The organism is Methylobacterium nonmethylotrophicum, assembly GCF_004745635.1.
Classification (GTDB): domain Bacteria; phylum Pseudomonadota; class Alphaproteobacteria; order Rhizobiales; family Beijerinckiaceae; genus Methylobacterium; species Methylobacterium nonmethylotrophicum.
Genome location: NZ_SRLB01000015.1, coordinates 69,025 through 83,595, shown reverse-complemented (window position 1 = coordinate 83,595; position 14,571 = coordinate 69,025). Strand labels below are relative to the sequence as shown.

At 70.6% G+C, this 14,571-nt stretch carries 11 protein-coding genes and 1 pseudogene; 10 read left to right on the top strand and 2 right to left on the bottom strand.

Features of this window, described 5'->3' with window-relative positions:
- Positions 1-11: 11 nt before the first annotated feature.
- Together EU555_RS20615 and EU555_RS20610 are read left to right on the top strand one after the other, a co-directional pair.
- On the top strand, positions 12-698 hold the full coding sequence (locus tag EU555_RS20615; protein WP_135417109.1) for an SDR family oxidoreductase: 687 nt from the start codon (positions 12-14) through the stop codon (positions 696-698).
- A gap of 92 nt (positions 699-790) precedes the next feature.
- Positions 791-1,177, top strand: a pseudogene (locus tag EU555_RS20610) (type II toxin-antitoxin system MqsA family antitoxin); the annotation flags it as partial.
- A 58-nt stretch (positions 1,178-1,235) separates the two neighbouring features.
- Here the strand turns inward: EU555_RS20610 and EU555_RS20605 are convergent.
- Positions 1,236-1,859 (bottom strand): TetR/AcrR family transcriptional regulator, encoded by a 624-nt coding sequence (locus EU555_RS20605; RefSeq protein ID WP_135417107.1) that lies wholly within the window; start codon positions 1,857-1,859, stop codon positions 1,236-1,238.
- 122 nt (positions 1,860-1,981) lie between these two features.
- Here EU555_RS20605 and EU555_RS20600 point away from each other — a divergent pair, with 122 nt between their 5' ends.
- The 4 genes from EU555_RS20600 (at position 1,982) to EU555_RS20585 (ending at position 7,729) form a co-directional block, all read left to right on the top strand.
- Complete coding sequence (locus tag EU555_RS20600) at positions 1,982-2,683, top strand: PspA/IM30 family protein (RefSeq protein ID WP_135417106.1); 702 nt, start codon at positions 1,982-1,984, stop codon at positions 2,681-2,683.
- Between the two features lie 41 nt (positions 2,684-2,724).
- Complete coding sequence (locus tag EU555_RS20595; protein ID WP_135417105.1) at positions 2,725-2,997, top strand: YiaA/YiaB family inner membrane protein; 273 nt, start codon at positions 2,725-2,727, stop codon at positions 2,995-2,997.
- 141 nt (positions 2,998-3,138) lie between these two features.
- Positions 3,139-6,558 carry an acyl-[ACP]--phospholipid O-acyltransferase gene (locus EU555_RS20590; RefSeq protein WP_135417104.1) on the top strand — a complete coding sequence of 1,140 codons (3,420 nt, stop codon included), beginning with the start codon at positions 3,139-3,141 and terminating at the stop codon, positions 6,556-6,558.
- Between the two features lie 127 nt (positions 6,559-6,685).
- Positions 6,686-7,729: a PAS domain-containing protein gene (locus EU555_RS20585; protein WP_135417103.1), complete on the top strand. Its 1,044-nt coding sequence runs from the start codon at positions 6,686-6,688 to the stop codon at positions 7,727-7,729.
- A gap of 68 nt (positions 7,730-7,797) precedes the next feature.
- Here the strand turns inward: EU555_RS20585 and murA are convergent, their stop codons facing one another.
- On the bottom strand, positions 7,798-9,087 hold the full coding sequence (gene murA, locus EU555_RS20580) for a UDP-N-acetylglucosamine 1-carboxyvinyltransferase (protein WP_135417102.1): 1,290 nt from the start codon (positions 9,085-9,087) through the stop codon (positions 7,798-7,800).
- A 552-nt stretch (positions 9,088-9,639) separates the two neighbouring features.
- Here murA and hemA point away from each other — a divergent pair.
- The 4 genes from hemA (at position 9,640) to EU555_RS20555 (ending at position 14,559) form a co-directional block, all read left to right on the top strand.
- Positions 9,640-10,935 (top strand): 5-aminolevulinate synthase, encoded by a 1,296-nt coding sequence (gene hemA, locus EU555_RS20570; RefSeq protein ID WP_135417201.1) that lies wholly within the window; start codon positions 9,640-9,642, stop codon positions 10,933-10,935.
- A gap of 744 nt (positions 10,936-11,679) precedes the next feature.
- On the top strand, positions 11,680-12,258 hold the full coding sequence (locus EU555_RS20565; RefSeq protein ID WP_342636489.1) for a TadE/TadG family type IV pilus assembly protein: 579 nt from the start codon (positions 11,680-11,682) through the stop codon (positions 12,256-12,258).
- Positions 12,252-12,878: a TadE/TadG family type IV pilus assembly protein gene (locus EU555_RS20560; RefSeq protein WP_245524402.1), complete on the top strand. Its 627-nt coding sequence runs from the start codon at positions 12,252-12,254 to the stop codon at positions 12,876-12,878. Before EU555_RS20565 ends, EU555_RS20560 begins: the two co-directional genes overlap by 7 nt.
- Entirely contained in the window at positions 12,862-14,559 is a 1,698-nt protein-coding gene (locus EU555_RS20555; protein WP_135417099.1) for a TadE/TadG family type IV pilus assembly protein, read from the top strand. Before EU555_RS20560 ends, EU555_RS20555 begins: the two co-directional genes overlap by 17 nt.
- The last annotated feature ends 12 nt before the right edge of the window (positions 14,560-14,571 follow it).

The following is a 14,571-nucleotide window of genomic DNA, read 5'->3' as shown; positions in this document are numbered from 1 at the left end:
AGGAGACCGCCATGGCCAAGCAGGAACGCAGCGCGCTGATCGTCGGGGCCTCGCGGGGCTTGGGTCTCGGGCTGGTGCGGGCCTTCCTCGCCCGCGGCTGGGCCGTGACCGCCACGGCGCGGGGCGAGGCGCCGGCGCTCGCGTCCCTGAGCCCGGTCGCGCCCGAGATCGCCCGGGTCGACATCGACGACGACGCGGCCGTGGCGTCCTTGCGCGACGCCCTCGCGGGACGGAGCTTCGACGTCGTCTTCGTCGTGGCGGGCATCGCCGACGGCGCCCACGTGCCGCTGCCGCAGGGCGACCGGGCGACCGCGCTCAAGGTCTACGAGACCAACGCCGTGAGCCCGGTCCGCTTCGCCGAGGCCTTCGCGGGGACGGTCGCCCCGGGCGGCCTGATGGTGCTGATGAGCTCGATCCTCGGCAGCGTGTCGCTCAACGAGGGCGGCACCTGGGAGAGCTACCGGGCGAGCAAGGCCGCCCTCAACACCCTGACCCGATCCTTTTCGGCCCGCCACCGCGACGCGCCCTTCGGCACCGTGCTGATGCATCCGGGCTGGGTGCGCACCGACATGGGCGGGCCTGCGGCCGACATCGATGTCGCCACCAGCGCCGAGGGGATGGCGGAGGTGATCGAGGGGCGGCTCGGGCAGCGGGGCTGCGCCTATCTGGATTATCGGGGGGAGACGGTGCCGTGGTAGGGAGCGCGGTTCCGACTGCTTACAGCTCCCTGCATCACGCTCTCCCATGACCGATTGGCTGACGGCGCGACCGCCGATCAGCCACGCGTCCGGTCGTCATCTCCTACAAAGGCCGTACCCGGGATATCGCGATGCCAGGCTGGTACTGCGACGCCAGCGGCGAAGGCATCCATTCGCGCGAGGATCTCAAGGTTTCCGATCGCGCGCTGATGGCGCTCAAAGCGGAAGTCGAAGGCCTCGCGACGCCGGCGGAGGTGGCCCGCGTTCGCAAGACGCTCGGCCTGTCGCAGATGACGGCAAGCGAGATCCTGGGCGGTGGTCCTCGCTCCTTCCGGAAATATGAGAGTGGCGAGGTCATGCCGAGCCGAGTCATGACCAACCTTCTGCGCGCGATGGAGCATCACCCAGAGGAGGCAAGCCGGATCGAGGCTGAGATGCAGGCGATTGAAGAATTGATTTCTTCTTTCAGTTCAACTTAACGGCCGTTGGCCTGTCTCATCCTGTCAATTTCAACAGTCCGACAGGGACCAGAGACTCTCACTCCCTCGCCAATCCCTTTCCCAGCGCCCGCACCACGGTCTCGATCTGCCCCCGCAGCACCCGCTCGCTCAGCGCCATCAGCTTCTCGTCGAGGCCGAGGCTGACAAGGCCGTGGGTGGCGGAGAACAGCGAGCGGGCGAGAAGGGCCCGCTCGGTCTCCGACAGGTCGGGGCGCAGCACCCGCAACGGGGCCTCGATGGCGTGGAACAGCCGCCCCTGCTCGACCAGGTACCAGTCGGGAAGCGCCCCGGTCATCCGGTGCTGAAAGAGGGCGCGCCAGCGCGCCGGGTTCGAGGCGGCGAAGTGCAGGTAGGCGACGGCCAGCCGCACCAGGGTATCGATCGCGGCCTCCCGCTCGGCCGGCGTCGCCGGCCCCTCCGGCTCCGGCGCGAGGCGCACCTCGGCGATCGCCCGGTCGAAGAGGGCCAGGGTGCGCAGGTTCACCGCCAGGATCAGGGCGTCGAGGTCGGGAAATGCCGTGTAGATTGCGCCGAGCGCGCAGCCGACCTCCTTGGCCAGGTCCCGGGCCTTGAGGGCCGACAGGCCGTGCGCCGCGATGGTGCGCTCCGCCGCGTCGATCAGCGCCGTGCGCAGCCGCTCCCGCCGTTCCTCGTTCCGCATGCTGCCTCCTGGCCGCTCCCCTGGACCGCCACGGTGAACATCGTTCAAAATAGCGCTTGAACAACGTTCAAAGCTGTGGAAGGATGCGCTCGTGAACAACGTTCACGACGCCGGAGCCGACGATGCTCAACCTTCTCTCCACCCTCGTCCGGGGCGCCGCAGCCAGGGCCGCCGAGGACTTCCAAGACCAGCACGCCTTCCTGATCCTGGAGCAGCAGCTGCGCGACGCGGCCGCCGCCCTCGACGACAGCCGCCGCACCTTGGCGCGCGCCATCGCCCAGGAGAGCGCCGACGCGAAGGCGCAAGGAGCCCTCGCCGCCCGCATCGCCGATCTCGAGGCCCGCGCCGTCGCGGCGCTCGCCGGCGGGCGCGAGGACTTGGCGGCCGAGGCCGCCGAGGCCATCGCCGAGATGGAGGAGGAGGCGCAGGGTCTCGAGGCGACCCGCGTGGCCTGCGCGCGGGAGGTCGCTTCCCTGCGCCGGGCGGTGCGCCAGGGCAGCCGCCAGCTCGCCGAGCTGGAGCGCGGCCAGCGCATCGCCCGGGCCGCCGAGGCGGTGCGCCGCCTGCGGGCCCGGCGCGGGCAGGGGCTCGGGAGCCCGGCGGCGCTCGCCGAGGCGCAGGCCACCCTGCGGCGCCTGCGCGAGGCCCAGGCCGCGGACGCCGCCGCCGACGAGGCCCTCTCGATCATCGAATCGGCCGCGCCCGAATCGCTCTGCGAGCGCCTGGAGGAGGCCGGCTTCGGCCCGCGCACCCGCCCGAGCGCCGGCACCGTCATGGAGCGCCTGCGCGAGAAGGCCCGGACCGCCCCGGCGGGCGCCGCCTGACCGAACCGCATCCCCATCACCGTTTCGAGGAAACCGCATCCATGACCCCGCAGCACCCGCAGCACACCTCCGCCTGGGTGGCGTTCACCTACGCCTCCTTCATCGGCGCCGCCACCATGGTGGCGGGCGGCATCCTGTTCCTGCCCCTCGACCTCTGGACCAAGGGCTACCTCGCCATGGGGGTGACCATGCTGGTCCAGTCCTGCATCACCCTGGTCAAGACCCTGCGCGACGTCCACGAGGGCAAGCGCCTCGTCAACCGCATCGAGGATGCCCGGGCCGAGCGCCTGCTGATGGAGATGGGCAAGGAGTAGCCGGCGAACCTCCGCCCCGACATCGGATCGCCACGAGACCGCGGCAACAAAGCCGATTAGGGTTGACCGGCCAAGCACTCTCCTGCCGCGGCGGCGTCCGGCCGCCACGCCTGAACCGTCACCGAGCGAGGAACGCCCTCCATGTCCGGATCGCTGATGGCCAGCCGGCGCTTCGCGCCCCTGTTCTGGTGCCAGTTCTTCTCCGCCTTCAACGACAACTTCCTCAAGAACGCCCTGGTGTTCCTGATCATGTTCGGGGCGGGCGGCGTCGGCGGCGGGGCGGATGGCGGCTCGGCCGCCCTGGTGACGCTGGCCGGCGCGGCCTTCATCGCGCCGTTCTTCTTCCTGTCGGGCCTCGGCGGCGAGCTCGCCGACCGCTACGACAAGGCGTCAATCGCCCGCCGCCTCAAGGCGGCGGAGATCGTGGCGGCGGGCGTCGCGGTCCTGGGTTTCTGGCTCGCCTCGGTGCCGGTCCTGTTCGTGGCGCTCGTCCTGTTCGGGATCGTCGCGGCCCTGTTCGGGCCGATCAAGTACGGCATCCTGCCCGACCACCTGGCCCGGGCCGAGCTGCCGGCCGGCAACGCGCTCATCGAGGCCGCGACCTTCCTGGCCATCCTCACCGGCACCATCGCGGGGGGGCTCGCGGTCACCCATGGCGGGGCGCATGCCTTCGGGCTCCTGGTGATGGGCTTCGCCGTGCTGTGCTGGCTCGCGAGCCTCGCCATCCCGAAGACCGGCGAGGCGGCGCCGTACCTCCAGGTGGATCGCAACGTGCTGCGCTCCACCGGCAGCCTGATGCGCGACCTCTACGAGGACACCAGGCTGTGGCGCACCGGCGTCATCACGAGCTGGTTCTGGCTCGTCGGCGCCGTGGTGCTCGCCCTGCTGCCGGCGCTCGTCAAGGGCACCTTCGGGGGCGACGAGACCGTGGTGACGGCCTTGCTCGCCCTGTTCTCGGTCGGCGTCGCGCTCGGCTCGGGCCTCGCCTCCTGGCTCTGCGCCGGGCGCATCGTGATGCTGCCGACGCCGGTCGCGGCGCTCGCCATGGGTCTCGTCTCCCTCGACCTCGCCTACATGGCGGCCACCAGCGTGCCGCCCGCCTCTCCCGTCGCAGCCCTCGACTTCCTGGGCTCCTGGCGCGGCGCCCGGATCGCAATCGACTTCGTGGCGCTCGCCGCCGCCGCGGGCCTGTTCATCGTGCCCTCCTTCGCCGCGCTCCAGGCCTGGACCCCGAAGGAGCGCCGGGCCCGCGTCATCGCGGCCTCGAACGTGCTCGCCGCAGCCCTCATCGTGCTCGGCGCCGTCGGCCTCGCGGTTCTGCAGAAGGCGGGCCTGTCCTCGGCCGGGCAGTTCCTGATCGTCGGCATCGCCAACCTGCTGGCCGGCATCGCCATCCTCCTGGTCCTGCCGACGAGCGGGTTCCGCGATTTCCTGTCGATCGTCTTCCGGGCCTTCTACCGGCTCGAGGTCCGCGGGATCGAGAACATCGAGAAGGCGGGGCCGAACGCCATCATCGCCCTCAACCATGTCAGCTTCCTGGATGCGGGCCTCGCCCTGTCGCTGACCGAGCGCGACCCGACCTTCGCCATCGATCACACCATCGCGCAGAAATGGTGGGTGAAGCCCTTCCTGTGGCTGACCCGGGCGCTGCCGCTCGACCCGACGAAGCCGATGGCGACGCGCACGCTCATCAACGCCGTGAAGGCCGGCGAGACCCTGATCATCTTCCCCGAAGGCCGGCTCACCGTCACCGGCAGCCTGATGAAGGTCTATGACGGCGCCGGCCTCATCGCCGACAAGTCCGGCACGGCCGTGGTGCCGGTGAAGATCGAGGGGCCGGAGCAGACGGTGTTCTCGCGCCTGTCGCGGGCCCAGATGCGCCGGCGCTGGTGGCCCAAATTCACCGTAACGGTGCTCGAGCCGGTGCGGCTCGACGTCGACCCTGGGCTGAAGGGCAAGGTCCGCCGGCAGGCCGCGGGCGCGGCGCTCTACGGCGTGATGTCGGACCTGATCTTCCGCACCGCCCCGATCGACCGCACGGTGTTCGACGCGGTGGTGGACGCCGCCGAGCGCGAGGGCGGGGGCCGCGTCGCGGTCGAGGACCCGGTCTCCGGCAAGCTCTCCTACCGCCGCCTGCTCATGGGCGCCCGGGTGCTGGGGGCCAAGCTCGGGCCGCTCGCCCCCGAGGGACGGGCCCTCGGCGTGATGCTGCCGAACGCCAACGCCGCCGCCGTCACGGTGCTTGGGCTGATGTCGGCCGGCCGGGTCCCGGCGATGATCAACTTCACGGCCGGGGCGACCAACATCCTCAACGCCTGCAAGGCGGCGGAGGTCGACACGATCGTCACCTCCCGCGCCTTCGTGCAGAAGGGCCGCCTCGACACGCTCGTGGAGGCGCTCGGCCAGGGGCTGAAGATCGTCTACCTGGAGGACGTCCGCGAGCAGGTCGGCCGGCTCGACAAGCTGCGCGGGCTCGTCGGGTGGCGCCGGGCGCTCCACCCCCGCCGCCCGGACGACCCGGCGGCGATCCTGTTCACCTCAGGGAGCGAGGGCACGCCGAAGGGCGTGGTGCTCTCCCACCGCAACATGCTGGCCAACGCCGCCCAGGCCCAGGCCCGCATCGATTTCGGCCGCACCGACAAGGTGTTCAACGTCCTGCCGGTGTTCCACTCCTTCGGCCTCACCGTCGGGCTGGTGCTGCCGCTGGTCTCCGGCGTGCCGGTCTATCTCTACCCCTCGCCGCTGCACTACCGGGTGGTGCCGGAGCTGGTCTACGGCTCGAACAGCACCATCCTGTTCGGCACCGACACGTTCCTCACCGGCTACGCCCGCGCCGCCCACGCCTACGACTTCCGCTCGCTGCGCTACATCCTGGCCGGCGCCGAGCCGGTGAAGCCGGCGACCCGCAAGGCCTATGCGGAAAAGTTCGGCCTGCGCATCCTCGAGGGCTACGGCGTCACCGAGACGGCGCCGGTGCTCGCCCTCAACACCCCGATGTTCAACCGCTTCGGCACGGTCGGGCGGATCATGCCCGGGATGGAGGCGCGGCTCGAGCCGGTGCCGGGGGTGAGCGAGGGCGGGCGGCTGTTCGTGCGCGGGCCCAACGTGATGCTGGGCTATCTGCGGGCCGAGCGCCCCGGCGTGCTCGAGGCGCCGGCGGAAGGCTGGCACGACACCGGCGACATCGTGACGATCGATCAGGACGGCTTCGTCACCATCCGGGGCCGGGCCAAGCGCTTCGCCAAGGTCGGCGGCGAGATGATCTCGCTCGCGGCCGTCGAGGCGCTCGCCGCGGAGCTCTACCCCGACTGCGCCAGCGCGGTCGCGGCCCTGCCCGATCCCCGCAAGGGCGAGCGCCTGGTGCTGGTGACCGAGAAGAAGGACGCGAGCCGCGCCGCCTTCCAGGCCAAAGCCCGCGCCAGCGGCCTGAGCGAGCTCGCGGTGCCGGCCGAGATCGTGACGGTCGACACGCTCCCGCAGCTCGGCTCCGGCAAGGTCGATTTCGCCGGTGTGACGCGGCTCGCCGCCGAGCGCACGCGGCCGGCGGAGGCGGCGGCCTGAGGCTCGATCGCACCGGCGGTCGGCGGGCTCCGCCGGCCGCCATTGACGGTTACGTCGCGGTTAACCGGTTCGATCCCGGCACCGATCCTGCCAGGGTCGCGCATCGCAATGCGTGCAGGTTCTTCCCATGGCCCCGTCCCTGTCCGGACCAGCGGATCGCCTCGTCTTCTCGTCGTGCGAGTTCCTGAAGCTGCTCGAGGTCCATGAACTGACGGGCAGCTGGAGCTGGACCTTCGCGACCGGCGCACATGTCTGGTCGCCCGGCCTCTTTCGCCTGCTCGGCCTCGAGCCCGGCATCGACCGGCCGAGCTACGCCGCGTTCCGCGCCCTGGTGCATCCCGATGATCGCCTCCGCGTCGAGACGGAGACGCAGGTGGTGCGGGAGGGCCGCCTGCGCGACCGGACGGTTCGGGTGATCCGGCCGGACGGCTCGCTGCGGATCCTGTCCTGCCGCGGCGAGGTCTACCACGATCCGCACGGGCGGCCGCTTGCCGCCGCAGGGGCCGTCCTCGACGTCACCGACCGGGAGCGCCTCGCCGCCGTGCAGGCGCAGGAGCGCCGGCGCCGGCGGGCGCTGTTCGAGCAGACGCAGTCCTGGACCCACGCCTCGCTCTACGCCCAGGCCCAGCGGGTCGGCTCGGCGGAGCTGCTGAGCCTCACCGGCGTGACGCAGGAGGAGTTCCGCCAGGACTGCACCGTCGTGGTCGCGCCCGACGACCGGGAGCGCACGCGCGACCACGTCCGGGCGATGATGCAGGCCGGCCGGCCCTTCGTGACCCACAAGCTCCTGCTCCTCGCCGATGGCGGGCTGGGCCGCTTCCGCTTCGCCTACGCGCCGGTCCGGGACGACCGGAATGCGATCCTGACCTGGGCCACGATGGCCTCGCGCGTCGAGGGCCCGATGGCGGCGCCGATGGATGCGGTCATGCAGCGCGGGCTCGAGAGCGGGATCGGCGGGCGGCACCTCTGCGCCGCCCGCGCCCTGCTCGGCTGGTCGATGCAGGACCTCGCCGCCGCCAGCGGCCTGTCGCTCTCGTCGATCCGCCGCCTGGAGGAGGACGGCGAGGGCCCGACCGGCCGCACCCGCCGCGCCGCCGTCGCGGCCCTGCGGGAAGCCGGGATCGGCTTCACGCTCACGGACGGCAACGCGGTCGCCGTATACCGGAAGTAGCCCCGCCCCGGGGCCTCACGGCGGGGGGCGAGGATGGGCCGTCAGGCGACGCTCCCGTCGTGCGACGCTCACACCCGCTCGCGCCGGATCTCGGCGCCGCAGCGCACGAGCTTGGCCTCGAGCGCCTCGAAGCCGCGGTCGAGGTGGTAGACCCGGTTGATCTGGGTCTCGCCCTCGGCGGCCAGCCCCGCGATCACCAGCGAGACCGAGGCGCGCAGGTCGGTCGCCATCACGGGCGCGCCCTTCAGGCGCTCGACGCCGTCGACCACCGCGACGTCGCCCTCGAGCCGGATCTTGGCGCCGAGGCGGGCCAGCTCCTGCACGTGCATGAAGCGGTTCTCGAAGATCGTCTCGCGGATGCGCGACTGGCCCTTGGCCCGGGTCATCAGGGCCATGAACTGGGCCTGGAGGTCGGTCGGGAAGCCCGGGAACGGATCGGTGGTGACGTCGACCGCCGCGACGCCGTGGCCGTTGCGGCGCACCCGGATGCCGTGGTCGAGGGGCGTCACCTCGGTGCCGGTGGTGGCCAGGATGTCGAGGGCGCTGTGCAGCAGGTCGGCCCGGGTGTTCTCCAGGGTCACGTCGCCGCCGGTCATCGCCACCGCCATCGCGTAGGTGCCGGTCTCGATCCGGTCGGGCAGCACCTCGTGCCGGGCGCCCGAGAGGCGCGAGACGCCCTCGATCACGATCCGGGGCGTGCCGGCGCCCTCGATCCGTGCACCCATCCGGGTCAGGCAGGCGGCCAGATCCACCACCTCCGGCTCGCGGGCGGCGTTCTCGATCACGGTCGTGCCGTGCGCCAGCACCGCCGCCATCAGGGCGACGTGGGTGCCGCCGACCGTGACCTTGGGGAACTTGATCTCGCCGCCGCGAAGCCCGTTCTTCGTCCGCGCCACCGCGTAGCCGCCGTCGATCTCGATCGTGGCGCCGAGGGTCTCGAGCGCCATCAGCAGCAGGTCGACCGGGCGCGTGCCGATGGCGCAGCCGCCCGGCAGCGACACCCGCGCCTCGCCGAAGCGGGCGATGAGCGGCGCGATCACCCAGAAGCTCGCCCGCATGGTCGAGACCAGGTCGTAGGGCGCCGTGGTGTCGATCACGTTCGAGGCGGTGAGCCGGATCGTCTGGCCGGCCTCGGTGGTCTGGCCCGGGCGCTTGCCCACCACCATGTGGTCGACGCCGTGATTGCCGAGGATGCGCAGGAGCGAGGCGACGTCGGCGAGCCGGGGCACGTTCGACAGTTCGAGCGTCTCGCCGGTGAGCAGGCTGGCGATCATCAGCGGCAGGGCCGCGTTCTTGGCGCCCGAGATCGGGATGATCCCGTTGAGCGGCTGGCCGCCGACGATGTGGATGCGATCCATGGTGACAACAGTCCCTCGCGCGCCGCGGCGCGTCCCGCGCGCTCGATGGGAGCGCGCCCTGATCCAAAACCCGATTATCGCACCGCAGCGATGCGACCGCTACGCTTGCCCGTCAACGTTCATCCCCGGCGGTTCGATCCGCCGGCGCTGCCGCTTCGTCGCAGGCCCCCTCGGGCGCCGCCTCCCCGGCGGCCTCGCGCCCGCGGACCTGCGCCTTGCGACGCCTCAGATTCTCCCGCAGGGCCGCCTTCAGCCGCTGCTCCCGCGCCCCGTCGCCGGGCCTGCCGTCGCCCTGCCCGCTCATCGCGCGCGACCCTTCGTCGCCATGACCAATTTCCCGCTTCCGTGCCCGTGCGGGAGGCGGCAGAACGCACCCCCTCGCCCTCGACTTTTTCCAAAGACAAAGCCGTCGCATTTGAGCGAGATCAAGGCGCGACCAGCGGTGGACCGGCGATTCGGCCAACCGCCGCGCGGACCGGCTCCGTCCCGGGGGCCTGGCCCGGTCCCGCCCCGGACCCTCCCCGCGTCCGGACCAGCCCGCGAAGGACCATGATGCCCGAGATCCGGCCCGAGACCCGCCAAGAGATCCGCGAAGAGACCCGTCAGAGCGCGACCGACTACCAGGCCCTCTTCCGCGGCGCCCTCGCGCGCCTGCACGGCGAGCGCCGCTACCGCGTCTTCGCCGACATCGAGCGCATCAACGGCCGCTTCCCCACCGCCCTGTGGCGGCGCCCCGACGCCTCCACTCGCGAGATCACGGTGTGGTGCTCGAACGACTATCTCGGCATGGGCCAGCACCCCGACGTGGTGGCGGCGCTGACCGAGACCGCGCGGCGCTGCGGCGTCGGCGCCGGCGGTACCCGCAATATCGCCGGCAACAACTCGCCGCTGGTCGACCTCGAGCGCGAGCTCGCCGACCTGCACGGCAAGGAGGCGGGCCTCGTCTTCACCTCCGGCTACGTCTCGAACCAGGCCGGCATCTCGACGATCGCGAAGCTGATCCCGGACTGCCTGATCCTGTCGGACGCCTTCAACCACAACTCGATGATCGAGGGCGTGCGCCAGTCGGGCTGCGAGAAGAAGGTGTTTCGCCACAACGACCTCGCGCATCTCGAGGAGTTGCTGATCGCGGCCGGCGACCGGCCGAAGCTGATCGCCTTCGAGAGCGTCTATTCGATGGACGGCGACGTGGCGCCGATCGGCGCGATCTGCGACCTGGCTCAAGCCCATGGCGCCATGACCTACCTCGACGAGGTCCACGCGGTGGGCCTCTACGGGCCGCGCGGCGCCGGCATCGCCGAGCGCGACGGCGTGATGCACCGGGTCGACGTGATCGAGGGCACGCTGGCCAAGGGGTTCGGCTGCGTCGGCGGCTACATCACCGGCTCGGCGGCACTCTGCGACGCGGTGCGCAGCCACGCCCCCGGCTTCATCTTCACCACGGCGCTGCCGCCGGCGATCGCGGCCGCCGCCATCGCGTCGATCCGCCACCTCAAGCACTCGGGAGCCGAGCGCGAGGCGCACCAGCGCCAGGCCGCCCGCACCAAGGCGGCGCTCGTCGAGGCCGGCCTGCCGGTGCTGGCGACCGACACCCACATCGTGCCGGTGATGGTCGGCGACGCGGAACAGTGCAAGGCGGCGGCCGACCGGCTGCTGGAGCGCCACGCCATCTACATCCAGCCGATCAACTACCCCACTGTCCCGCGCGGCACCGAGCGCCTGCGCATCACCCCCTCCCCGTTCCACGGCGAGGCCCATATCGCGGCCCTGACCGCGGCGCTGGTGGAGGTGTGGGACGCCCTCGACCTGCCGCGGGCCGGAACGGTGTTCGTGGAAGCCGCGGAGTAGCGCGCCGCCCTAGTCCAGCGCCCGTTGCGGGGCGAAGCGGGCCGGCCTCGTCCTGAAGCCATGAGACCCGGCCGATCCCTGTCGGGCGTTCGTTGCGCGACGCCGCAGATGTCGGCATCGCCCAGGCCCGCGGCGGCAAGCTGGCGTGGAGCGGCGCTCCACAACGCCGTCAGTCCTGCATCGCGCGTGAGCAGATTCCCGTCGCCAGCGCCGACGCCTCACGCGCGCGGGTTCTGCTGAAGCAGGTCCTTCATAGCACTCGGGGCGGCGGCTTCTGCGAAACCTGCTGACCTGCGATCCCGAACCACCGTCTTCGTCACCACCTCTCATCGCGAGCGGCGAGCAATCGTCAGCGTCGCGCGCGCCGCGCCGTGACACTGTCGTGCAGCCTTCTCCCCGGCTCGAATCGAAGTTCTAGGTCAATCGCTCAATTTTCTACGTCAGTTTTCGGATTCAGACGTTACAAGTTATATGCTTGCCGACTGCGGCAAAAATTTTTGCTTCATTCAGTCGATAGTTTCATGATGCGGAGAAGCTGACAAGTATTTTACATTTTTTTCACTTTTCAGCAATAACTCATCGGTGCATAGCACATTGCCGATACCCAGAGCGGCTATGATCCCAACCGTACGGCTCAACCTCGCTCACGTCGTGTCCTGCTCGGTCCGCTGTTCACCCCGTCCGGCACGACGACACGCGGCCCGCGAGACAGGCTGCAACGCGGGCGAGCGGCCGGGACACCGCCTGAGGAGGTCGATCGCCGATTGCCGGGGGACCGCGGCGGTCGAGTTCGCGCTCGTGGCGATGCCGTTCCTGGGCCTCGTCGGGGCGATCGTGCAGATCGCCTTCCAGATCTGGGCCGCCCAGAATTTCGACCGCGCGCTGCAGAACACCGTGCGGACGATCTTCACCGGGCAGTTCCAGATCGCCAATGCCGGCCAGAGCGACGCCGCGACCCTGCTCGGCCTCCTGAAGACGACGATGTGCGGCCCCGCGACGGCGGCCATCCCGGCTGTGTTCAACTGTCAAGGGGTGAAGCTCGACGTCAAGACCGTCAGCAGTTTCGCGGGGGGCACCGCGCCGAATCCGGTCAACACCAGCGCCGGCACCTGGACCGCCAGCTTCGGGACGAACTACGCCTGCGCCAAGCCGGGCACCATCGTGATGGTCACGGCGGCGGTGCCGTTCCCGACCTTCTTCAACCTCCTCGGCCTCGACACACGGCGCTTCACCAGCGGCGCCGAGAGCGGATCCGGCCTGCTGACCTCGACCGCCGTGTTCCGCACGGAGCCCTACCAGATGACGGGGGCCGCAGGGTGCTGACCCCCCTTCTCCGCGACCGGCGCGGCACCGCCGCGCTCGAATTCGCCATGCTGCTGCCCGTCCTGCTGATGCTGCTCGCCGGCATGCTGGAGCTGTCCCGCGCCACCGACGCGTGGCGCAAGATCACCCTCCTCGCCCGGACCGTCGCCGACCTCGCCTCCCAGGGGGACGCCCAGAACCCGGTCGCCGCCGCGCTGATGACCGACATCTTCGCCATCGCCCCGCAGGTGATGCGCCCGTTCGACGCCTCGGGCGTGACGATCGCGGTGAGCATGATGGGGGTCGACCTGACCCGGCTCAACCTCGTGCCGCAGGTCTGCTCGGCGGCGGCGTCCGCGGGCGCCACCGCCCGGGCGGTCGGCCCGGCCACCGGCCTGACCGTGCCGGACGGCTACCGCACCCAGGGCATGCGCTACGTCCTGGTCGAGGTCAGCGGCAGCTACACGCCGATGCTCGGCGGGACCCTGGTCAAGTTCGTCAACGGCGTCAGCGACCAGATCACGCTGTCGGCGAGCGTCCCGTGGCCGATCCGGGGCGGCCAGACCTACGGCACCAACACCTTCACCGAGGTCGTCCTGCCCGGCACGAACCAGAAGGCCTGCGATGGCTCGACGCCCTGACGCCCCGGCCCCGCAGCGGCGCCCGCGCGCCTTCGCCCGGCTTCAGGGTCATCGCGGCGGCAACGTCACGATCCTGTTCGCCTTCCTGGTCCTGCCGATGCTGATGATGTCCGGCGCGGCCCTCGATTACGGCCTGGCGACGCGGCTCGAGACCAAGCTGCAGGCGGCGACCGACGCGACCGCGCTCCTCCTGTGCCAGACGCCTCTGACCGCGACGACCGCCGAGCTCAACGCGCTCGCGGTGTCGGCCATGACCGGCCAGATGGGCGCCGCCGGCCTCGTGGTCGATCCCCTGACGATCGGCGGCAACCCGCGCCAGATCCTGCTGAAGACCCACAAGGTCTCCACGGCGTTCTTCGGCGCGATCACCGGCACGCGCTCGCTCAACCCCGGTGCGCAGGCGCAGTGCGCCACGCCGGTCCCGAAGGCGTTCGAGATCGCGCTCGTCCTCGACAACACCGGCTCGATGAACAGCGCCGGCAACGACGGCGTCACCAAGCTCGCCGCCCTCAAGAGTGCCGCCAAGAAGTTCGTCAGCTACGTGCTCACCAACCCGAACTTCTCGGCCGGCACGAAGATCGCGATCGTCCCGTTCTCGGCCTCGGTGGCGGTCGATCCGAACACGTACCGTTACGCGGATTGGGTCGATACGCAGGGAAAGTCTCCCCATCAGTGGGGCAATTTTTCCGGAATGGCGGCGGCCGGGTTCACCAGCCGGTTCGACGTCTTCGCGAAGCTCCAGGCCGCCGTGCCGAGCTGGAAATGGGCCGGCTGCTTCGAGTCGCTGCCCTACCCGCAGAACGTCACCGACATGGCGACGACCGGCAATCCCTCGCTGTACATGCCGTATCTTGCGCCGGATGAGGGCGGTCCCGGCGTGGTCGGCAATGCGTACTGGAACGGCAGCTACAGCATCAACAGCTACATCGATGACGACGACGGAACGACGGACGGCTCCTGTCCGAAGCTGGACTCCACCACCGCCTTCGCGACCGCCGAGGCGCGCGCCTGCAAGTACAACGCCGTGCGCAATCCCAAAAGCGGCGCCGTCATCGCGGAACTGGGCAGGAACGGACCCAATTTCGGCTGCACGACCCAGCCGCTCCAGCGCCTGACGCGGGACAACACGGTGCTCGCCACGCTGATCGACAACATGGTGGCGGCCGGCATCACCAACATCCATGAGGGGCTGATGTGGGGATGGCGCACGATCTCCCCGAAGAGCGTCTTCGCGGACGGGACCGCCTACACCAACAATACGGTCGGCAAGATCATCGTGCTGATGACCGACGGTGAGAACACCTGGTTGGACAATGGCTCGTCCTACAATCGGTCGATCTTCTCCTCGAACCGGTACTTCATCAACGCCGACGGCAGCCATCCGGACATCCACTTCCCGTCGAGCTACCAGAACGTGGCGAACGGCACGCAGGCGCGCAACGCCCTCGACGAGCTGACGCGGCAAGGCTGCCAGAACGCCAAGGCGAATCCGGCCAACGTCACGATCTACACGATCGGGTTCAGCGTCTCGTCGGACCCGATCGACCAGCAGGGCATCAACCTGCTCAAGGCCTGCGCCTCGTCGCCGAGCCAGTACTTCCAGGCCAACGATTCCGGCAGCCTCATCGCGGCCTTCAACCAGATCGCCGCGAGCATCGGCAAGCTCCGGCTGACGAGATAGCCGGCCAGGGCG

Coding starts and splice junctions, on each gene's coding strand:
- EU555_RS20615 (WP_135417109.1), top strand. CDS start 12: ATGGCCAAGCAGGAACGCAGCGCGCTGATCGTCGGGGCCTCGCGGGGC.
- EU555_RS20605 (WP_135417107.1), bottom strand. CDS start 1,859: ATGCGGAACGAGGAACGGCGGGAGCGGCTGCGCACGGCGCTGATCGAC.
- EU555_RS20600 (WP_135417106.1), top strand. CDS start 1,982: ATGCTCAACCTTCTCTCCACCCTCGTCCGGGGCGCCGCAGCCAGGGCC.
- EU555_RS20595 (WP_135417105.1), top strand. CDS start 2,725: ATGACCCCGCAGCACCCGCAGCACACCTCCGCCTGGGTGGCGTTCACC.
- EU555_RS20590 (WP_135417104.1), top strand. CDS start 3,139: ATGTCCGGATCGCTGATGGCCAGCCGGCGCTTCGCGCCCCTGTTCTGG.
- EU555_RS20585 (WP_135417103.1), top strand. CDS start 6,686: ATGGCCCCGTCCCTGTCCGGACCAGCGGATCGCCTCGTCTTCTCGTCG.
- murA (WP_135417102.1), bottom strand. CDS start 9,087: ATGGATCGCATCCACATCGTCGGCGGCCAGCCGCTCAACGGGATCATC.
- hemA (WP_135417201.1), top strand. CDS start 9,640: ATGCCCGAGATCCGGCCCGAGACCCGCCAAGAGATCCGCGAAGAGACC.
- EU555_RS20555 (WP_135417099.1), top strand. CDS start 12,862: ATGGCTCGACGCCCTGACGCCCCGGCCCCGCAGCGGCGCCCGCGCGCC.